General features: G+C 31.9%; 21 protein-coding genes. 20 read left to right on the top strand and 1 reads right to left on the bottom strand.

Features of this window, described 5'->3' with window-relative positions; all coding sequences use genetic code 11:
* The first annotated feature begins 4 nt into the window (after positions 1-4).
* From rbfA to RBH29_RS10690, 4 genes are read left to right on the top strand one after another with little or no spacing between them, the layout of a single operon-like run.
* Positions 5-352: a 30S ribosome-binding factor RbfA gene (gene rbfA, locus RBH29_RS10705; protein ID WP_306696814.1), complete on the top strand. Its 348-nt coding sequence runs from the start codon at positions 5-7 to the stop codon at positions 350-352.
* A gap of 56 nt (positions 353-408) precedes the next feature.
* Complete coding sequence (locus RBH29_RS10700) at positions 409-1,365, top strand: DHH family phosphoesterase (protein WP_306696813.1); 957 nt, start codon at positions 409-411, stop codon at positions 1,363-1,365.
* Entirely contained in the window at positions 1,365-2,249 is an 885-nt protein-coding gene (truB, locus tag RBH29_RS10695) for a tRNA pseudouridine(55) synthase TruB (protein WP_306696812.1), read from the top strand. Before RBH29_RS10700 ends, truB begins: the two co-directional genes overlap by 1 nt.
* Entirely contained in the window at positions 2,246-3,238 is a 993-nt protein-coding gene (locus tag RBH29_RS10690) for a bifunctional riboflavin kinase/FAD synthetase (RefSeq protein WP_459076773.1), read from the top strand. Before truB ends, RBH29_RS10690 begins: the two co-directional genes overlap by 4 nt.
* A gap of 43 nt (positions 3,239-3,281) precedes the next feature.
* Here RBH29_RS10690 and RBH29_RS10685 read toward each other — a convergent pair whose 3' ends face one another.
* Entirely contained in the window at positions 3,282-3,452 is a 171-nt protein-coding gene (locus RBH29_RS10685; RefSeq protein ID WP_306696811.1) for a hypothetical protein, read from the bottom strand.
* 339 nt (positions 3,453-3,791) lie between these two features.
* Between RBH29_RS10685 and yfmF the strand changes: the two genes are divergently transcribed.
* The 16 genes from yfmF to RBH29_RS10605 form a co-directional block, all read left to right on the top strand.
* The gene (gene yfmF / locus RBH29_RS10680) at positions 3,792-5,084 is read left to right on the top strand and encodes an EF-P 5-aminopentanol modification-associated protein YfmF (protein WP_306696810.1); all 1,293 of its coding nucleotides are present in this window, start codon (positions 3,792-3,794) and stop codon (positions 5,082-5,084) included.
* Positions 5,085-5,153: 69 nt separating this feature from the next.
* Positions 5,154-6,434 carry an EF-P 5-aminopentanol modification-associated protein YfmH gene (yfmH, locus tag RBH29_RS10675; protein WP_373463323.1) on the top strand — a complete coding sequence of 427 codons (1,281 nt, stop codon included), beginning with the start codon at positions 5,154-5,156 and terminating at the stop codon, positions 6,432-6,434.
* 90 nt (positions 6,435-6,524) lie between these two features.
* The gene (gene lgt / locus RBH29_RS10670) at positions 6,525-7,358 is read left to right on the top strand and encodes a prolipoprotein diacylglyceryl transferase (RefSeq protein ID WP_306696809.1); all 834 of its coding nucleotides are present in this window, start codon (positions 6,525-6,527) and stop codon (positions 7,356-7,358) included.
* A gap of 200 nt (positions 7,359-7,558) precedes the next feature.
* Positions 7,559-7,714: a Spo0E family sporulation regulatory protein-aspartic acid phosphatase gene (locus RBH29_RS10665; protein WP_306696808.1), complete on the top strand. Its 156-nt coding sequence runs from the start codon at positions 7,559-7,561 to the stop codon at positions 7,712-7,714.
* A 339-nt stretch (positions 7,715-8,053) separates the two neighbouring features.
* A complete protein-coding gene (gene mraZ, locus RBH29_RS10660; RefSeq protein ID WP_306696807.1) occupies positions 8,054-8,485 on the top strand; it encodes a division/cell wall cluster transcriptional repressor MraZ in 432 nt (143 codons plus the stop codon).
* Between the two features lie 28 nt (positions 8,486-8,513).
* Entirely contained in the window at positions 8,514-9,455 is a 942-nt protein-coding gene (gene rsmH / locus RBH29_RS10655; protein WP_306696806.1) for a 16S rRNA (cytosine(1402)-N(4))-methyltransferase RsmH, read from the top strand.
* 536 nt (positions 9,456-9,991) lie between these two features.
* Positions 9,992-10,477 (top strand): cell division protein FtsL, encoded by a 486-nt coding sequence (locus RBH29_RS10650; protein WP_306696805.1) that lies wholly within the window; start codon positions 9,992-9,994, stop codon positions 10,475-10,477.
* Positions 10,478-10,516: 39 nt separating this feature from the next.
* Positions 10,517-12,676, top strand: coding sequence for a penicillin-binding transpeptidase domain-containing protein (locus RBH29_RS10645; protein WP_306696804.1), 2,160 nt, complete (start codon positions 10,517-10,519; stop codon positions 12,674-12,676).
* 139 nt (positions 12,677-12,815) lie between these two features.
* Positions 12,816-14,255 carry a UDP-N-acetylmuramoyl-L-alanyl-D-glutamate--2,6-diaminopimelate ligase gene (locus RBH29_RS10640; RefSeq protein ID WP_306696803.1) on the top strand — a complete coding sequence of 480 codons (1,440 nt, stop codon included), beginning with the start codon at positions 12,816-12,818 and terminating at the stop codon, positions 14,253-14,255.
* 32 nt (positions 14,256-14,287) lie between these two features.
* The gene (locus RBH29_RS10635; protein WP_306696802.1) at positions 14,288-15,661 is read left to right on the top strand and encodes a UDP-N-acetylmuramoyl-tripeptide--D-alanyl-D-alanine ligase; all 1,374 of its coding nucleotides are present in this window, start codon (positions 14,288-14,290) and stop codon (positions 15,659-15,661) included.
* Positions 15,662-15,748: 87 nt separating this feature from the next.
* The gene (mraY, locus tag RBH29_RS10630) at positions 15,749-16,738 is read left to right on the top strand and encodes a phospho-N-acetylmuramoyl-pentapeptide-transferase (protein ID WP_306696801.1); all 990 of its coding nucleotides are present in this window, start codon (positions 15,749-15,751) and stop codon (positions 16,736-16,738) included.
* Between the two features lie 75 nt (positions 16,739-16,813).
* On the top strand, positions 16,814-17,923 hold the full coding sequence (gene ftsW / locus RBH29_RS10625; RefSeq protein WP_373463321.1) for a putative lipid II flippase FtsW: 1,110 nt from the start codon (positions 16,814-16,816) through the stop codon (positions 17,921-17,923).
* 11 nt (positions 17,924-17,934) lie between these two features.
* The gene (gene murG, locus RBH29_RS10620; protein ID WP_306696799.1) at positions 17,935-19,032 is read left to right on the top strand and encodes an undecaprenyldiphospho-muramoylpentapeptide beta-N-acetylglucosaminyltransferase; all 1,098 of its coding nucleotides are present in this window, start codon (positions 17,935-17,937) and stop codon (positions 19,030-19,032) included.
* 215 nt (positions 19,033-19,247) lie between these two features.
* On the top strand, positions 19,248-19,607 hold the full coding sequence (locus RBH29_RS10615; RefSeq protein ID WP_306696798.1) for a UDP-N-acetylglucosamine 1-carboxyvinyltransferase: 360 nt from the start codon (positions 19,248-19,250) through the stop codon (positions 19,605-19,607).
* Positions 19,608-19,972: 365 nt separating this feature from the next.
* Entirely contained in the window at positions 19,973-20,611 is a 639-nt protein-coding gene (locus RBH29_RS10610) for a nicotianamine synthase family protein (protein ID WP_306696797.1), read from the top strand.
* Positions 20,612-20,943: 332 nt separating this feature from the next.
* The coding region (locus RBH29_RS10605; protein ID WP_306696796.1) for an energy-coupling factor ABC transporter permease at positions 20,944-21,530 on the top strand (587 nt) is incomplete at its 3' end.

The raw sequence follows: 21,530 nt of genomic DNA, 5'->3' as shown, positions 1-21,530 counted from the left end.
TTGAATGGACAGAAGTGTACGAATTTCTGAAGAGATAAAAAGAGAAATAAGCAGTATTATACAAAATGATCTTAAAGATCCAAGGCTTTCAAAACTCATTAGCGTTACACATGTAAAGGCGACAAAAGATTTACATTATGCCAAGGTGTTTGTTAGCATTATGGCAGATGATGCTGAAAAAAAAGAAGCATTAGAAGGATTAAAAAGTGCAGCAGGTTTTATAAGGCGTGAAATAGGTCATAGACTTAAAGTACGTCATACACCTGAAATTATTTTTGAACTTGATAATTCCATTGAATATGGAGTACAGATTTCAAAGCTTATAGATGATATAAAGGACAGGGAGAAGTAGTTACAAAGTAAAAGGTTAAAAATTGATTTTATTAGAAAGATTGGGGAGTTGCAATAATGATTGAAAGTAATATTATTTCTACAATAAAAGAGGTGAATACGGTTGCAATTTTACCGCATGTATCAATAGATGGGGATGCTCTGGGTTCAAGCATTGCCCTTGCCTATGCGGTGAAGGAGCTGGGAATTGAACCAATAATTTATATCGAGGAAGAAATTCCATTGAGCTACAATTTTCTTCCAGGCACAGAATTTGTTGAAGTTTACCAAGGCGAAGTTAAAAAATATGACCTTGTGTTGGCTTTAGATACAGGGGATATTGAACGCCTTGGAAAGAGAGTTGAGATTTTAAAGTCTGCATCTGATACTATTAATATAGATCATCATGCAACAAATACTGAATTTGCAAGATTAAATCTTGTAAAAACAACTTCTTCGGCTACAGGGGAAATAATATATCAATTGATAAAAATGATGGGACTTTCACTAACAAAAGAAATATCTACCTGTATTTATGTTGCTATAACTACAGATACAGGTGGGTTCAGATATAAAAATACTACATCTGTCACCCATCAAATAGTTTCAGACTTAATAGACAATGGTGTAGATGTTTCATGGGTTTCACAACTGTTGTTTGAAACAATGTCTTTGCCTAAAACAAAGTTGATGGGATTAGCAATAGAAACCCTTCAAATATTAGAAGATGGAAAAGTTGCAGTTATAACTGTTACTGATAATATGATTAAAAATGCTGGTGCAAGAGAAGAAGATTGTGACGGCATTGTTAATATAGGAAGAAATATAAGAGGTATAGAGGTTGCAGTTCTTATTAGGCAGAATAAAAATGAAAGTTTTAAAATAAATTTAAGATCTAAAAAGTATGTTGATGTATCGGTTATAGCAAACAAGCTAGGTGGTGGCGGACATAAAAATGCGGCTGGATGCACAATAAATGGATATATGGACGATATTAAAGCAATGCTTTTAAAGGAGATAAAAAAAGTTTTATAATGGATGGTATAATTAATGTACTAAAACCTGCAGGCATGACTTCATTTGATGTAGTTGGTTATTTGAGAAGAGTTCTAAAAATAAAAAAAATAGGGCATACAGGAACGCTAGATCCTTGTGCAGTTGGTGTTTTGCCAGTTTGTATAGGCAAAGCCACAAAAGCCATTGAATTTTTGATTGATAAAGACAAGACCTACAGGGCAGAGTTAACCTTAGGTGTCTCTACTGATACCCAAGATGGCACAGGTGAAATAATAAAAAAAAGTCCTGTTAATGTTTCTAGAAATGAAATAGAAAAAGTTGTTAAATCTTTTGTTGGAGAATATAGTCAAATACCACCTATGCATTCTGCTTTAAAGGTTAATGGGAAAAAACTGTGCGACATTGCAAGAGAAGGAAAAGTTATAGAAAGAAAACCAAGAAATATAAAAATATATTCCATTGATATTTTACACATAAAAGAAAAGACAGTTGTTTTTGATGTAGAGTGTTCAAAAGGAACCTATATCAGAACTCTTTGTGACGATATAGGTAATAAATTAGGTTGTGGAGGATATATGTCTTTTTTATTGAGAAGACAGGCAGGGGTTTTTGATCTTTCCACTACACTTACTTTAGAGGAAATAGAGGCATTTGCAATTGAAGATACGCTTCAAAAAAGAATGATTTTAATTGATGAAATATTTAGAAATTATAATAAGATAACATTGAGTTCTAAAGATACAAAGAAGTTTGCAAATGGAATGAAAATAAAAATTGATGATAGATTTAAAAATGAAAAAAGCCTTAAAGTTTATGGATACGGTGGAAGGTTTTTGGCGTTAGGCCAGATAATTAGAGTCAATGACAGCACTATATTAAAATCAAAAAAGATGTTTATATGATTAATGTTAGGAATGAAAGTATGAAGACAATATATGATTCGAATTCAGATTACAATTTCATGAAACCAACAGGAGTAGGCTTAGGGAATTTTGATGGCTTACACTTAGGACATATGGCACTAATAAACACATTAATAAATGAATCACTTTTAAACTCCTTAGAATCAGTGGTATATACCTTTATGAAACATCCTGAAAATATTATAAGGAAAAAACTTTTCAAGCCTTTAATTACTACAATAGACAAAAAAATAGAGCTTTTAAATCAAACTGGACTTAAGTATGCATATTTTGAGAAATTTGATGAAGAATATTCAAGAATCAAACCAGAGAATTTTGTAAAAAATGTACTTGTTGAAAAACTTAATATGAAGCTTGCAGTGGCAGGTTATGATTACAGGTTTGGTTATAGAGGTCAGGGGGATATAAATCTTTTAAAAGAACTTGGAAAAAAGTTTGGTTTTAAAGTTATAGTAATACCACCTGTCAAACTTGATGATAAAATAGTAAGTAGTTCTATTATTAGAAAATACATAAAAAAAGGTTGTATGGGTAAAGTTTTTTTGCTTTTAGGAAGGCACTATTCTATAACAGGGAAGGTTGAGAAAGGAAAAGGAATTGGAAAAACTTTAGGCTTTCCAACTGTAAACATTATACCAGAAAAACATGTTGTTTTCCCAGCAAAAGGAGTATATATTTCTAAGGTGAAAATTAAAGACAGTATCCACTTTAGTATAACCAATGTTGGTAACAATCCTACCTTTGACAACGATGGAAATATAAGTGTAGAAACATTTATTTTGGATTTCAGTAGTGAGATTTATGGAGAGCATATTGAAATTTATTTTATTGAAAAAATTAGAGGAGAGAAAAAATTCAATAGTGTAGAGCAACTTGTTGAAGAAATAAAAAAAGATGTATTAAAAGCAAAAGACTATTTTTGTTCACATAAACGATATCAACCTGTAAAAGGTGGAATATTAGAATAATGTAAAAAAGATTTAGTTGGGGCACTGCCCCAACTAAATTTAGCTAGCGGAACCTTTTCTTAAGCATGTAGCCCCAAAATATACCTTTAGCAAAAGTAAATGCCAGAATTCCTAATGCACTTGCTGCACTTAAATTGAGTGTATAATCATTGTCTTCCATATCTGACTTATCATGTGTTCTAGGGTATTTTCTATAATACCTTATTTGATTCATAAAATCCCTCCATCATTACTATTATTTCAATATAAAGTTTTTTTATTTATGACAAATACTCTAAAAAAGAAAAGCACAGTATATATGTTGTTATTTTTTTCTTAAAAAAATATTGTTATATTACAAGCTTTTTGAGAGAATAGTATATGAGTATATAATTTGATGTTTATTTTTTAACGCTAAATATTAAATTATTTGATAGAGATTCCACTCTATCTGAAGCCTATAGGAGAAATTCCACCCTATTGATGGTGGGGACTTAGAATAGCAATAATCATAATGAATAGCTTAACTTTAAATGTGAGAAAGTACATAGTATAAAAAGGAGGAATTGATTTAATGAATAATAGTAACTTTAAAGGCAGTCAAGTAGAAAAGCTGGCATCATCCAATGGAATAACGTTATTTTGGATAAAAACACAAAAGTTTAAGACAAACTCAATAAATATTTTTTTTCATGACAATTTGACTTATGAGGATGTATCAAAAAATGCATTGGTTCCAGCAATTTTAAGAAGAGGTTGTAGTAAATATCCTTCAATTCGTGATATATCTTTATATCTTGAAGATCTTTATGGAACATCATTTGACTGTGGTGTAACAAAAAAAGGAGAAAATCAAATAATTCAATTTTATATTGAATATATTTCAGACAAATATGCTGACTCAGATGTTGACTTAACTAAAGAAGCTTTTGATTTTTTAATGAATATTATTACAGATCCTGTTAAAGAAAAGGGGCAATTTAAAAATGAATATGTGGACCAAGAAATAAATAAGCTAAAAGAGCTTATCAAAGGCCGGGTAAATGATAAAATGCGTTATGCCATGGAAAAATGTTTAGAAGAGATGTGTATTGATGAGCCCTTTGGCATATATGATTATGGAAGTTTGGAAAATTTAAAATCTATAAACAGTGAAAATCTGTTTGAACACTATGTGAAATTTATTGAAACTCTTCCTATGTATGTTTTTATATCAGGGGATTTAAAACCTGATCAGTTAGATTATATAAAAGAGAGTTTGTTTAAAATAAAAAGAGGAGAACAAAAAAATATAAAAGAAGCAGAAATAGAAATACCTGTAAACAAAGAAAAGAACGTAATAGAAACATTTGATGTGAATCAGGGAAAACTCTCATTGGGATTTAGAACAAATACTTATTCAAATAGAGAAGATTATTATAAATTAATTTTATATAACAGTATTTTAGGGGGAGGGGTACACTCAAAATTATTTCAAAATGTAAGGGAAAAAGAAGGATTGGCCTACTATGCTTTTTCAAGACTTGAAAAATTTAAAGGACTTATGGTGATAAGTAGTGGTATTGAAATTAAAAATAAAGAAAAAGCAATTGAGATAATAAAAAATCAATTAGAAGATATTGAAAAAGGTAATATAACAGAATATGAATACCAAGCTGCATTAAAAAGCATTGAAACAGGTATAAAGTCATTTAAAGACAGCCAGCTTCAATTGGTTGATTTTTATCTAAGTCAGTTTATTACAAGATCAGATGACAGCCCAGATGCCATTATCGAAAAGGTTAAAAATGTTTCAAAAGAGGATGTGGCGTATATTGCCTCAAAAATTAAGCTTGATACAGTTTATTTTATTACAAACAAAAACTAGTTTACTTAAAGTAAAACATTGTGTTTTAAGATAAGGTCTTAAAATCAGATTTTAAAAGGAGGATTTTACGTGGAAATAAAAACAATAAATTATGATAACATAGATGAAATTATGTATTTGTACGAACACTCCAGTGGACTTAAAGCATTTGTAATACCTAAAAAAGGTTATTCTAAAAAGTTTGCAGCTTTTGGTACCCACTATGGATCCATTAATAATGAGTTTGTAGTAGATGGTGAGAGAACAAAAGTTCCAGATGGAATAGCTCATTTCTTAGAGCACAAGCTTTTTGAGCAAGAAGATGAAAGTGTTATGGATAAGTTTTCAAAGCTTGGCTCTAGTCCTAATGCGTATACCAGTTTTTCTCAAACAGTTTATCTTTTTTCATGTACTGATAAATTTTTTGAAAATTTTAATCTTTTATTGGATTATGTGCAAAATCCATATATTACTGAAGAAAGTGTAGAAAAAGAAAAAGAAATTATTGGGCAGGAAATAAGAATGTATGATGATAATCCTAATTGGAGAGTGTTTTTTAATTTTCTTGATGCTCTGTATGAAAAAAATACTGTAAAAATTGATATAGCAGGAAGCGTTGAAAGTATATCAAAAATAGACAGAGAAGTTTTATATAAGTGTTATAATACTTTTTATCATCCTTCAAATATGGTGATTGTAGTGGTGGGAGATGTAGACCCAAAACAGGTTTTTGAAAAGGTGGAAAAAAACATTAAAGAAAGTAAGGAAAATATTGAAATAGAAAGAATTTTTCCAGATGAACCTGCAGGAATTAATAAACCTTATGTAGAGGAAAAACTTGCTGTTTCCATGCCTTTATTTCAAATGGGTTTTAAAGATTTTGGGTTTAATACTAAAGGTATTGAATGTTTAAATAGAGAAATTGCAGTAAAAATTCTTCTTGAGATGATTTTAGGAAAAAGTTCAGAGCTTTATACTACGCTTTATAATGATGGGCTTATTAACAATACCTTTAATTTTGATTACAGTATTGAAGAGAGCTATGCTTTTTCGTCTTTTGGAGGAGAATCAAAAGATCCTATTGCAGTAAAAGAGAGAGTTACTACCCATATAAAGGTATTACAGGAGAAAGGAATTGACAAAAAAGATTATCAGCGTATTAAAAGAGCAATGAGAGGAAAGTTTATAAAACAGCTAAATTCCGTTGAGAGAGTGGCCCATTCGTTTATGTCAGTATATTTTAAAGAAGTAAGCATTTTTGATTATTTAGATGTGTATGATAAAATATCCTTTGAGTATGTAAAAAAGGTGTTTGAGGGACATTTTGATATTGAAAGATTAGCTGTTTCTGTAATAAAACCTGTTTCATAGATTTACTAATGCTAAATACAAAAGTTTAAAATTTTTATATTTATTTTGAAAGTATTTTCAGAACAAATAAAAAGTTAATGGGAGGACAGAATGGATTATGTTAAATTCCCTAATATGGGGGACTTTGAAATACCAATTGATAGCGTTGCTTTTGAAATATTTGGGATATCTGTTTTGTGGTATGGAATAATTATTTCTTTTGGATTTATTATGGCTGTTTTTTTGGGAATGAGAAATTGCAAAAGATTTGGAATATCACAAGAACAGATTTTGGATATTGTGCTATGGGGGGCACCTGCTGGAATAATTGGAGCAAGACTTTATTATGTTATGTTTAACTGGAGTGAATTTGGAGGAGATTTATTAAAGATAATTAACATCAGAGCAGGAGGATTGGCAATCTACGGAGGTCTTATAGGGGCAGTGCTGTCTTCCTACATATATTGCAGAGTAAAAAAAATAGACTTATTAAACCTTTTAGATTTGGCAGGACCATATTTTTTGCTGGCTCAGGCAATTGGAAGATGGGGCAACTTTACCAACCAAGAGGCATTTGGTGTCAATACCACATTGCCTTGGGGAATGACAAGTGATACCATAAGAAAAACTTTAGAAAGAATTAACATGCCAGGAGTAGATTCAAAGTTGCCAGTCCATCCTACTTTTTTATATGAATCTTTGTGGAATTTTGCAGCTTTTTTCTTTATCATGTGGTACAGAAAAAAATACAAAATAAAAGGAGAATTGTTTTTTCTCTACATGATTTTATATGGATTAGGGCGATTTTGGATTGAGAGGTTGAGGATAGATAGTCTCTATTTAGGGTCTTTTAGAATATCTCAATTGTTAGCACTTGCTTTTGTTGTCGTATTTAGTGCAATTTTTATCATAAGACGTAAAAAATGCAAAAGTGTTAGTGAATAATATTACAACAGTATTACATTTTTTTATCAATATTGACAGACTATCGGTAATTTCCTATAATTAAAAAGCAAATGGTAAGAAAGTTCGTCAAAAAAACATTATTTTAGTGGTAATAGCAAAATATTTGTCGAATGGCGAACCAAAACTGTGGTAAAGAGATATTCTAGAGGATTTTTACAAAAGATAATGGTGGTGTTAAAGTGACACAAGCAGAGATTCAATTGTTACAGGATAAGTTAAACAACATGATTGACAGTGAGGATGATTATACAAAGATATATGAGATGAGTTTAAAATTAGATTCACTTATAGTAAGGTACTATAATGAATTATTAAAAGGTAGTGGATCTAATTAGTGAACTGGTTTAGCATCGAGGCTTCAGGTGGAGACTTAACTCCACTTGAAGATTTATAAGAGCAGCTCCACCTTATAGAAGGTGGAGTCTTAGAATAAGATGAAAAACTCAATCATCTAAAAGATGGATTAAACTTAAAAATACAAACATATCAAAAAAAACTAAATATTATTGACAAATGTTTTTATAAAAGATAGGACTTGTGTCCTATCTTTTATTTTTTTTAGAAAAAATTTTAAATTTACTCTTGATTATTCTGCGGTTATAGACTAAAATTAAATTATAGTGGTGAGAAGTGGAGTGAAGTGGTGGAAAGTGAAAAGATGTGAGGTGAATTAGTTGTTTTGTGGTGAATACCAACATTCGGTTGATACAAAAGGCCGGGTTATCATACCGTCTAAATTTAGAGATGGACTTGGAGAAAACTTTATTCTAACTAAAGGTCTTGATAACTGTTTGTTTGTGTATTCAGCAGAAGAATGGGCTAATCTTGAAGCCAAGCTAAGAGAACTTCCCTTCACCGATAAAGATGTTAGAGCTTTTGTGAGATTTTTCTTTGCTGGAGCTACTGAATGTGGATTGGACAAACAGGGTAGAATATTGATACCTAATAATTTAAGAAAACATGCTAAGTTGGAAAAAGATGTATACATAATAGGAGTATCTACCAGAGTTGAGATATGGGATAAGGCTGAATGGGAAGATTACTCTGGAGATGACAATATTAGTGCAGACAGTATTGCTGAAAAAATGTCCATGCTGGGAATTTAAAAAGATATATTTTGAGAGGAAAAATTTGATGGATTTTGAGCACAGTCCGGTGTTGCTGGAAAAAGTAATAGACAAATTGGATATTAAGCCAGATGGAGTTTATATAGATGGAACAATAGGTGGAGCAGGACATTCACTGGAAATATATAAAGGGCTTAATGAAAAAGGCACTTTAATTGGATTAGATCAGGATAAATTTGCTTTGAATACTTCGGCTTACAGATTGGAGAAATCATATGGACAGGCTAAGGTTATACTTTCAAATACTAATTTTAAAAACATAAAAGATGTTTGTTTTGATAACAACATTTCTTATGTAGATGGAATACTTTTAGATCTTGGAGTTTCATCTCATCAATTAGATGAGGCAGAAAGAGGATTTAGTTATAAAAAGGATGCTCCTTTAGATATGAGAATGGACAGAAGAGAAAATTTTACAGCTAAGATGGTGGTAAATGAGTTTAGCAAAAAGGAGCTAAAAGAAATAATACAAAAATATGGTGAAGAAAGATGGGCTCAAAGAATTGCAGAATTTATTGTTGACAAAAGAGAAGAAAAGACAATTGAAACAACAGGGGAACTTGTAGACATTATAAAAGCAGCAATACCAATTGGTGCAAGACGAGAAGGACCACACCCGGCAAAACGTACTTTTCAGGCTTTAAGAATAGCCGTAAATGATGAATTAGGTATACTTGAAAGGGTGATTGAAGATGGAATAGGTTTGTTAGAGAAGGGTGGGAGGTTTTGTGTAATATCCTTTCATTCGCTAGAGGACAGAATAGTTAAAAATACTTTTTATAAAAAGGTAAATCCATGTACATGTCCGCCAGAGTTTCCGATATGTATTTGTGGCAAAAAACCTGAAGTAAAATTTATAGAAAGAAAACCTGTTATTCCATCGAAGGAGGAACTTGAAAAGAATCCGAGAGCTAGAAGTGCAAAATTGAGAGTGGTTGAAAAAATATGATTATCCATCCCTAGAGAAAGTCCTCTAGGGATAGAAATAAAACAAAAGAAAAAATAAAAAAGAACAAAGGAAAAAAACAACTTAACTACAAAAGAAAAGGTATTTAACTACAAAAGAAAAAAATAAAAAAACAAAAGAAAAGATTTAAAAAACAAAAGAAAAGATTTAAAAAACAAAAGAGAAAAATTTCAAAAAAAAACAAAAGAAAAGAAAGACAAAATCACTTTACAAAAGACAAAATTTGCTTTAATGAACAGAGAATAAAGAAGCAGTAAAAGGAATTAAGTAATGGCTAAGAAATAACATCCGATTCTTATAGTCCAAAACCCGTTAAATCATCGGGATTTTGCTGTTGAGAATACCAAGTTATTTCTAAGGCATTCCTAAGTTGTTTTATTCCGGGGGGAATGCTTTTTAAAAAGCTAACCCCTGGATTTATTGTCTGTTGATAAGGTTTGTACTTGGTGGTCTCTGGTGCTTTAATGGTAAAAAGTTTAGATCATGAAAGTAATATAATCTTAGGAAGGTGAATAAAAATGATAAAAGATAAGCAATATATACACGGAACAGCAGCTAGAAAGCTTGAATATGACGTATACAAAGAAAATAAGGTTTTAAAGACAAAGAAAAAACAGAGAAACAATAATAAGATAAAAGTTAAGTATGTGTTGGTTTTATTGTTTATCTCTCTAGTGTCTTGCTTTGTGACATATAGATATGTTCAAATAACCGAGTTGAATTATGTTATAAATCAACAAGTTTCTGAATACAATGAAATTAAAGATGAAAATAAGAGTATAGAACTTGATATAAAAAGCAGTGTTGATTTAAACAATGTAAAGCTGGTTGCAAAAGAAAAACTGGGAATGCAAGAGCCTGATCGACATCAGATTACATATATAAATATACCAAGAGATGATTCTACAGTGGTTTTAGACGATGCAAATCAAAATAAAGAAGATTCTGGGATGTTAAATGAATTAATGGGAAAAATAAAAAATATAGTAAGTTTTATGCATTAAATTGTTTTTGTGTTTGTATATATAAAGGAGGGGGCTTTATTGAATGGAGCTACACTGATAATGAAGAAGAGGCTATTGTTTTTGCTGGTAGCTTTTTCTGTTTTTATATTGGGTCTTTTATTTAGAGTTGGATGGATTCAGATAGTCAGGGGAGCAGAGCTTCAGGAAATGGCTTTTAATCAGCAAAACAGTAACAGAGAAATAACTCCTAGAAGGGGAAATATTTATGACAGAAATGGTAATGAACTTGCATCTAGTTTAAGTGTTGAAAAAATAGCTGTAAACCCACAGGAATTACCAGATGATAAGAAAGAGAATATTGCACAAAAATTCTCTATTATTTTGGAAATGGATAAAGAAGATGTTTTAGACAAGTTAAATAAAGATAATAGATATGAAATAATAAAAAGTCATGTTAGCAAGGAAGTGGGGAATCAGGTAAGGCAGTTTAGAAGTGAAAACAATATAAGAGGTATTTATATAGATGAAGATTCAAAAAGAATTTATCCAAACAATAATCTTGCAGCTCATGTATTAGGGTTTGTAGGGCAGGATAGTCAGGGACTTGAGGGAATAGAGAATGAAATGGAAAATGAACTTGAGGGAATACCTGGCAGAATATTAAGTGAGGTTGATGCAAGGGGAAGACAAACGCCCTTTTTTGAGGAAAAACGTATTGAGCCTCAAGAGGGATTAGGTGTTGTTTTAACCATTGATAAAGATATTCAGTACATTGCAACACGAGAATTAGAACGAGCGATAGATGATAATAAAGTATTAAATGGTGGTACAGTTGTGGTAATGGATCCTAGAAATGGAGATGTTCTTGCAATGGTTTCAAAGCCTGATTTTGATCCCAATGATCCTAGAGCATGTCCACCAGGTAAAGATCCAGAGACATGGGATGGAACTACACAAGATGATATTGACGAGCTTTATGAAACTGTTTTAAGGAATAAGAGTGTAGTGGATACTTATGAACCAGGGTCTACATTTAAAGCGGTGACAGTTGCCGCAGGGCTTGAAGAAGGAGTGGTTACTCTTGATACTCTTACGGACGACAAGCCTTATGAAGTGCAGGGACACACAATAAGATGTTGGAGAACTCCTATACATGGAGAACAGACTTTTAGAGAAGCTGTGTATAATTCTTGTAATCCAGCTTTTGTAAAGGTAGGAGAAAAATTAGGCATTTCAACTTTTTATGAATATGTGAGAAGTTTTGGATTTTATGATAAGACAGGACTACCGGTGATTTCTGAGGGAGAAACTAATTTTCATGAAAATCCTACTCAGATAAATATGGCAACAACAACTTTTGGTCAAAGATTTACAATAACACCAGTTCATTTGATTAATGCATATAATGCAATTGCCAATGGGGGAAATCTTATAAAACCAAGACTTGTAAGAGAACTAAGAGACAATGATGGTAATATAGTAAAAAAATATGAAACGGAAGTTGTTAGGCAGGTCATTTCAAAGGAAACTTCAAATACAATGAGAGAACTATTTGAAGGTGTTGTTTCAGAAGGTACAGGAAGAAATGCTTATGTCAAAGGGTATAGAGTTGCTGGAAAGACAGGTACATCTGAAACACTTGAAGATGGAGTTTATATAGCGTCCTTTGCAGCATTTGCACCAGCAGATAATCCAGTTATATCTGTCTTGGTTGCACTAGATTATCCTACAGGACATTCTTATTATGGAGGCCAAATAGCAGCTCCAGTGGCAGGAAAAATTGTAGAAGACACTTTGGATTACTTAAATATAGAGAGAAGATATACTGAAAGGGATGAAGAAATGATGGCAGAGGAGGTATTTGTTCCTGACATCAGAGATAAAACTGTAAATGAGGCCAAACAAACACTTCGAGAATTTGGTCTTGAATATAGAATTGAAGAAGGAGTAAGTGGGGATGATTTGGTAAAGGATCAGACTCCAAAACCTGGAATAGCGGTATCAAGACAATCAATTGTTATAGTTTACAACTATACCCCTGAAAATAAAAGGTTGGTTAGTGTACCTGATTTGACAAATAAGACTATAGATGAAGCGGTAAGAACATTAAATAATGTTGGTCTTAATATAAAAATTAATGGAATTGGTTCTGCAATAAGCCAGAACATTGAAGCTGGTGAAGAGATACAGGAAGGTGAAGTTGTTGAAGTTGATTTTTTATATCGTGACACAGACTAAATATGTTTTATTTGGTCACAGGAATTCACAGAGATCCTAATTCTTGTGTTGGGGATTGGCAAGCTAAATCTCCTTGCTAAGTTTAAATAGGATGCGAAGCATTCATAGACATTATACTAATTGAATATTGGAGGATTTTATGTTACTAAAAGATATGCTCAATGGACTAGATATTAAAGAGATAATAGGGGATACAAATGTTGAAATCGAGGATATTGTTTATGATTCCCGAAAAGCTGGAAAAGGTTCTCTATTTGTATGTGTAGAGGGGTTTAAATTTGATGGGCATCAGTTTGTCTATCAGGCACTAGAAAATGGAACGAAAGCATTTTTAGTTCAAAAGGATATTAAAGTACCAAAGGGTGCTACGGTAATAAAGACAAGTGATACAAGATATGGATTAGCTCATGTGTCAGATAAATTTTATAACAGCCCTTCAGAAAAATTTAATCTAATCGGAATAACTGGAACAAAGGGAAAAACCACAAGTACGTACATGGTAAAATCAATTCTTGAATGCTATGGACATAAGACAGGTCTTATCGGAACAATATCAAATAAAATAGGAGATATGACCCTTCCAGCTGACAGAACCACTCCAGAGAGCAGTGATTTGCAGCAGCTTTTTAATGAAATGTTTCAAAAAAATGTTGACAGTGTGGTAATGGAAGTGTCATCTCATGCATTAGAACTTCATCGTGTAACTTTAAGTAAGTATAATATAGGTGTATTTACAAATCTCTCAAAAGATCATCTGGACTTTCATGAAACTTTTGAAAACTATTTAAATGCAAAAATAAAATTATTTAAAATGTGTGAAAATGGACTGGTGAATATAGATAATGAATATGGAAAAGAAGTTTTAAAAAGAGCTCAATGTAAAGTTTATACCATGGGGATTGATAATGAAGCCGATGTAAGGGCTGTTAATGTATTAAAACATTCAGATAAAGTGGAGTTTAAAGTTATAACTCCTTGGTTTACCGGAGATATAGAGGTAAATATACCAGGTAAATTCAGTGTGTATAATGCTCTTGCAGCCATAGGCAGTTGTGGACTTATGGGAGTTCCCTTTGAATATATAAAAGAAGGATTAAAAAGAGTTGTGGTTCCAGGGCGAGCTGAGGTAGTAAATATAAATAAAGACTATACAGTTATGATTGATTATGCCCATTCACCTGATAGTTTGGAAAATATTCTTACAACTATAAGAGGATATGCTAAGGGAAGAGTGGTTTGTGTTTTTGGTTGTGGAGGAGACAGGGATAGAAGCAAAAGATCTGATATGGGTGAGATATCAGGAAAGTTAGCTGACTTTAGTATAATCACCTCTGATAATCCAAGGACAGAAGATCCTAAAATAATAATAGATGATATTGAAAAAGGTATAAAAAACACAAAATCTGAATATATAAAAATTATAGATAGGCGTGATGCAATAGAATATGCTCTTTTAAATGCTAAGCCTAAAGATATTATTTTGCTGGCTGGCAAAGGCCACGAAACCTATGTAATATTGAAGGATAAAACAATTCATTTTGATGAAAGAGAAGTAATAAAAGAAATACTTGGAGAGTAAGTACCTTACTTTAAGCACTGGAGGAGCAAAAAATGGAGACATTAAAATGTAAAGAAATAATTGAGGCTGTAAAAGGAAAGTTATTGTCTGGAAACCAAGAAATTATTTTTAGTGGTATTTCTACAGATTCAAGAAATATTAAAGAAGGGGATTTGTTTGTTCCTCTTAAAGGAGACAGATTTGATGGTCATGACTATGTAGAACAATCTTTGAAAAAAGGTGCTTTTGGAGCTTTAGTTCAGAAAGATTTAAAATTGGATAGTGGAAAAGTTTTAATTAAAGTTGATGATACCCTAAAGGCATTAAGACTTATAGCTGCTTTTTACAGATTAAAATTTAACATTCCCTTTATTGGTATTACAGGTAGTGTGGGGAAAACAAGCACTAAAGAAATGGTTTCGGGGGTGCTTGGCAAAGGTTTTAATGTATTGAAAAATAAGGGGAATTTTAACAATGAAATTGGAGTTCCTCTTACAGTATTTAGATTGAATTCTTCCCATGAGGCGGCTGTAATTGAAATGGGAATGAGTGGATTAGGAGAGATAAGTCGCCTTACATCAATAGTAAAACCTGATATAGCTATAATAACCAATGTTGGAGTGTGCCATATTGAAAAACTTGGTTCTAAAAAAAATATTTTAAGAGCAAAAATGGAGATTTTAGATGGGTTAAACAGTAAAGGTTTGGTAATACTAAATGGTGATGACAAATTATTATTTGGATTAAAAGGACTTTTGAAATTTAAAACAGTTTTTTATGGTTTTGAAGATGGATTGGAATATCAGGCATATAATGTTAAATCATTGGGGGAGAAAGGTTCGGTTTTTGAAATTGAAATTAATAAAAAAGAATATGAGGTAAAGGTTCCTGTGCCAGGTCTGCACAACATCTACAATGCCCTTGCATCTATAGCAGCAGGAATTGAATTGGGAATATCCGAAGAGGATATAGTAAAGGGAATTGAAGAGTTTAGTTCAACTAAAATGAGACTGGACATAATTGATAATGATGGTGTAAAAATAGTTAATGATGCATATAATGCAAGTCCTGAATCGGTAGAAGCAGCATTGACCGTTTTAAAAGATATATCTTCTAATAACAGGACAATTGCTGTTTTAGGTGATATGTATGAACTAGGAGAGATATCATATGATGCTCACATTCATATTGGAAAGTTTGCAGCCAAGCTAGAAATAAATTATATTATAGCAGTAGGTAATAATGCTGAAAACATTTATTCTGGAGCGATTTTAGCAGGTGCAGATTCAAATAAAGTTTTGAAATTTAAAGACAATAATGAAGCAGCTAGGTTTTTAAAAAGCTTTGTTAAAAAAGGTGATGTTGTTTTAGTGAAGGGTTCTAGGGGAATGAAGATGGAGGAAATAGTAAAGGAATTGACATCTTGAATAGAAAGATGTAAATTAATATAGTGATATCTTAAAGGAAATTTACAAAGAAAAAGATTTAGTATTATGTGGTTGGGGGAGATAGAATTGGATGGACTTTTTAACTTGTCAACACATGTGATTTTTTTTATTTTAACTTTTATTTTTTCTATTGTTTTAGGTCCTGTACTTATACCTTTGTTGGCAAGGTTGAAATTTGGTCAGACTGTAAGAGATGATGGACCTAAAAGTCATTATAAAAAAACAGGCACTCCCACTATGGGGGGAGTAATTTTTTTAATACCTGTTTTAGTTTTGTCTATATATTATGGGACAAAAAATCCTGAAATATTACCACTTGCATTTGTAACAATTGGTTTTGGATTTATAGGATTTGTTGATGATTTCATAAAGGTTGTGAAAAAAAGAAAAGATGGTTTGTATTGGAAACAAAAGATGTTAGGATTATTGTTGGTTGCTGTTAGTTTTTCTTTTTATATTTCTTATAAAGGTATAGGAACAGAAATAATAATTCCATTTTTGGGAATGGATAAAACAGTATCACTGGGATGGCTTTTTATACCCTTTACAGTAATAGTTTTAATATCTGCCACTAATTCTGTCAATATCACCGATGGATTAGATGGGCTTGCAGCTGGTGTAACCCTTATAGTATCAGTCTTTTTTACCATAGTTGCTATGACAAGCAGTGAATGGGAATATGTTAAAATATTTTCTTCAATTATATCTGGAGGATGCTTGGGTTTTTTAGCTTTTAATACACATCCAGCTAAAGTTTTTATGGGGGATACTGGGTCGCTGGCGTTAGGAGGAGCTGTTGGAGCTGTTTCTATAGTGATGAATATGCCTCTTATATTGATTATTGCAGGTGGTGTTTATGTAATAGAGTCATTATCGGTGCTGATTCAGGTTTCATACTTTAAAATGACAGGAAAAAGGATATTAAAAATGGCTCCTATACACCATCATTTTGAGCTTTCAGGATGGAAGGAAACAAAAATTGTTATAACGTTTTGCATTGTTACAATACTTTTATGCATAGTTGGTTTTTTTGCTTTAAGGATAAAATTTTACTAGTAGAGCAAGTGTTTTAAAAAGCATAAAAAACTATTGGAGAGGTAAAAACTTTTACAGGTTTTAAGGGGGGATATGGTGAATTCCAAAAAGCCATTTGATTTTTTAATATTTATGACAGTTTTATTGCTTCTTTCATTAGGGACAATAATGGTGTTTAGTTCAGGGGCACCACATGCCTATCACCATATGCATGGAGATACTTATCATTTTTTAAAAAGACAGTTAACCTATGTTCCCTTAGGTCTTTTTGCAATGTTTATTACTATGAATATCGATTATAGAAAGATTGGTAAACTTTCGCCTTTTATATTGATTTCAAGCATAGCTCTTCTTGTTCTTGTACTTGTTCCAGGAATAGGTATAGAGTTAAATGAAGCGACAAGATGGATAAGGGTTGGGGGCCAAACCATTCAACCTTCTGAATTTGCAAAATTGGCAGTTATACTGTTTTTTTCACATAGCCTTTCTAAGAGAAAAGATAAATTGAAATATTTTTTTAAGGGGTTGTCTCCCTATCTCTTTTTTCTTGGGATAATTGCGGCTTTGTTAATGCAACAGCCTCATTTTAGTGCAACTGTTGTAATTGGGACTGTAGCAGCTATATTGTTATTTTGTGCAGGAGCAAAAATCAAACATTTTGTTCTTTTGGCACTTCCAGCTGTGACTGGTGCAGCTGCTTTAGTGATAAGTTCTTCATACAGATATCAAAGACTTGTTTCCTTTCTAGATCCTTGGTCTGATCCACAGGGAGGAGGTTGGCAGGTTGTTCAATCGCTTTATGCCATTGGATCAGGTGGGCTTTTTGGAAGAGGGCTTGGAAAGAGTTTGCAAAAATTCTTGTACATTCCGGAACCTTATAATGACTTTATTTTAGCTGTTTTAGCTGAGGAATTAGGTTTTATAGGAGTTTTTGCTGTGTTAATGTTATTTTTAATATTTATCTGGCGTGGCATAAAGGTTTCAATGAATGCTCCAGATGTTTTTGGGTCTTTAGTGGCTGCTGGAATTACTTCTTTGATAGCAGTGCAGGTTATTATCAATGTGGCAGTTGTTACATCTTCAATGCCTGTAACAGGAATGCCCCTTCCGTTTTTTAGTTATGGAGGAACCTCTCTAATTTTTTTATTGAGTAGTATAGGAATTTTATTAAACATATCAAAATATTCTAAATATGACAGAGTTTGAGGTGAAAAGTTTTGAGAGTACTTATAAGTGGGGGAGGAACTGCAGGACACATTAATCCTGCAATTTCCATTGCAAAACATATAGTTAAAAAAAATAGTGATGCAGAAATTTTATTTATAGGAACAGAGAAAGGTCTTGAATCCAAATTAATTCCAAGAGAAAATTTTCATATGGAAAGTATAAAGGTAAGAGGCTTTAAGAGAAAACTTTCTTTAGATACATTTGTTACAGTAAAAGAATTATTTCAGGGGCTTATGGAAGCCAGAAAAATAATAAAAGATTATAAACCAGATGTTGTTATTGGCACAGGTGGCTATGTCTGTGGTCCTGTAGTTTTTAATGCTGCAAGAATGAATATTCCTACTTTAATTCACGAGCAAAATGCGTTTCCAGGAGCGACAAACAGAATTTTGGCAAGATTTGTTGATAAAGTGGCAATAAGTTTTAAAGAATCTGAAACTTATTTTAAGAAAAGAGAAAAAGTTGTTTTTACAGGAAATCCATTAAGGGGAGAAATGCTTGAAGTGAATAGAGATAAGGCACGCCATAAACTTAAAATTAAAAAAGAGGAATTTTTTGTTGTGGTTTTTGGAGGAAGTAGGGGAGCAGAAAAAATTAACAAGGAAGTATCAGAACTTATACAAAAACATGGTAAAGAAATTGGGTTTAAGTTATTATTTGCAACAGGGGATGTTCAATATAAAAAAATATATGAAGATCTTAAAGAATATCAATCAGAAAATATAAATGTTGTTCCATATATTTATGATATGAGCAATGTGATGGCAGCTGCGGATTTAGTTGTATCTAGAGCTGGAGCAATAACTATAAGTGAGTTGACTGCTCTTAATGTACCTTCAATATTAATTCCTTCTCCATATGTTACAGCAAATCATCAAGAACACAATGCAAGGGCTTTAGAAGAAGGAGGAGCGGCAATTGTTATTTTAGAAAAGGATGTTACATCTGATATACTTTATAATCAAATAATGAGTTTGGCACAGGATAAAAATTGTTTGAAAAAGATGTCATCTAATGCAGGGAAGATTGCTATAACTGATGCAATAGATAAGATTTATCTAATGATAAGAGAACTGGTTAAGAAATAACATCCAATTTTGTACTTCAAAACCCTTTAAATCATCGGGATTTTCTCCTTGAGAATACCAAGTTGTTTCTAAGACATTCCTTAGCGAATTTTCTTGACCATAACAGATAAAGTAACACTTTTGTAAACCCGGCATAAAATAATAATATACTTTGTAGTTTATAAGATATCTAAATACTAACAAAGAATTAACCACCGAGTTGCGGAGGTGCTTATATGGGTAAACTGATAATAACAGGAGGTCAGAAAATAAAGGGAGCAATATCTGTAGAAGGATCAAAAAATGCTGTCTTACCTATACTGGCTGCTACAGTTTTAAATGATGGAATTAGCGTTATAAAAAATTGTCCAAGATTAAGAGATGTGGAAAGAATGATTGAGATTCTAAGGAAGATTGGCTGTAAAGTTAGTTTTGAAAAAGGTGTAGTGACAGTTGATTCTTCAACTATAAATAGCACTGAAGTTCCTGAAGATCTCGCAGTAGAAATGAGGTCTTCAATTATTTTTTTAGGACCTATATTATCAAGATTTAAAAAAGTGACTATTAGCTATCCAGGTGATTGGGTAACTTTATAGGCACTTTTTTAAAATTACCTTGATTAAAAATCCTTTCTTAACTTAAAGGCATTAATCTGAAAAAAATATTGACAACATAGAGGTTAATAGATTAAAATATAATTAAAGAGACTTTGATAATCATTATCAACTAACTTTTTTACATAAAGCTCAACATTGAGATTAAGATAGAGATTTTACTACATCTAAAGATTGGTTGCAGTTGTTTTGAGTGAACTCGTTTAGCTAAAGCTAAACATCGAGGCTTCAGTTGGAGACTTAAAATAAGATAAAGGTTTGTTTAAGATTTTAGTGCTTTTAAATTAATTACAGCCTTTTTAGCAGAGGGATTAATTCAAATATAATAAAGTGTGTGGAGTGAAGCAATGAAATTAATATCGTTTTTAACTAAAGAATTAGAAAGAATATTTTCAAAAAGTATTACATTGGTAAGATTTTATGGTGTTTACTATAAAAACATTGTTAAAAGAGAAGTGGAACTGGCAGGAATTAACAGTGGTGATTCCGTACTTTTTATTGGAGGAGGGGCAGTACCGTGTACAGCCTTGCAAATAGCTTCAATAACAGGAGCGAAGGTAAAGGTAATTGATGTGGATCCTGTTGCAATTGATAGAACAAAAAAGATTATTACAAAACTTAATTTGTCTCATTGTGTTAAAGCACAGCTAATATCTGGACAAAGTATAAATGCATCTAAGTTTTCGGTAATTCATATTGCCCGACAGGCAGTGCCTCACAATAAAATTTTGGAAAACGTTGTGAAAAGGGTTTCAGATGATACTAGGATACTATTAAGAAGTAACAGTTGTTGTTTTGAAAAAAGTGATAAACTTTATAATCAAAATTGTAAATGCCAACATATAAAGAGAATGAAGCAGAGCATATTTGGATCTAGAGAGACCTTTATGCTTACTATTGAAAAAAACAGTAAACGTGAAAGTGAAAAAGTTAATTCTTATACTGACAGTTTTAGGTCTGGTGCTGTTGGCACTGTTGTCAGTTGATTATATTAAACAGCTCTTCCAAACATTTATTTAATATATATACCCTTCTAAAAATAATTTTCTTTACAGGCTTTTAAGAAATTGTTATTATTATTTGTAAAAGGGGTATAATCTATCTGGAAACATTATTATTATAATTATAGTATTATATATCTTTTGTGAGTAATGAATCGCAGGTGAAATTTTAAAGTTTTGAGTTTTAAGCTTTTGCACATGTTTAGAAAACTTGACATTCAACCTTGATTTGTAAAGTTTTTAAAGGTAGAATGTGTGTAAATGTTATGAAAAAGCTAAGTGAAAAATTATAAACTATTAAAAGGAGATAGCAAAATATGAGCCATATTCATGTAACTGATGGATTTTTTCATCCTTTTTTGGGGATTGCAGGTTATTTAATTACAGGACTTATTATATTTCTTATTTTAAAAAAAGTTAAAGAAACTGATTTGAGACGAAAAATACCTATGACAGGTGTAGTGGCAGCTTTAATGCTGATAGGTATGTCAGTTCCTTTAGGCCCTTTACCTGTTCATTTGAGTTTGGCTGTGCTCTCAGGTATTATAGCAGGACCATCGTTGGGCTTTATTGCAGTTTTTGTGGTAAATTTTCTACTGGCTTTTTTTGGTCATGGAGGGATGACTGTTGTTGGTCTTAATACGTTAATAATAGGTTCGGAAGTTTTTGTTGGAAGCTTGCTTTTTAGACTTTTGTCAAAGAAACTAACTATTTTTAAAAGTGCAGGCTTAGCTACGGCGTTTGCAGTTGTTGTATCAATGTCCTTAATGGTTGGAGTAGTAGGCACTTCTGGGGGAGCTTCTCAAGCGATTGCAGAACATTTTACACCTTGTAGTGTTTGTAACAATGATCAGTGTGAGGATGACCACCATGAGCATGATAGTCATGAGGATGACCACCATGA

The organism is Herbivorax alkaliphila, assembly GCF_030848475.1.
In the GTDB taxonomy this organism is placed as follows: domain Bacteria; phylum Bacillota; class Clostridia; order Acetivibrionales; family Acetivibrionaceae; genus Herbivorax.
Note: the sequence above shows the minus strand (reverse complement) of the source record. Positions and strands in the feature narration are given on the sequence as shown.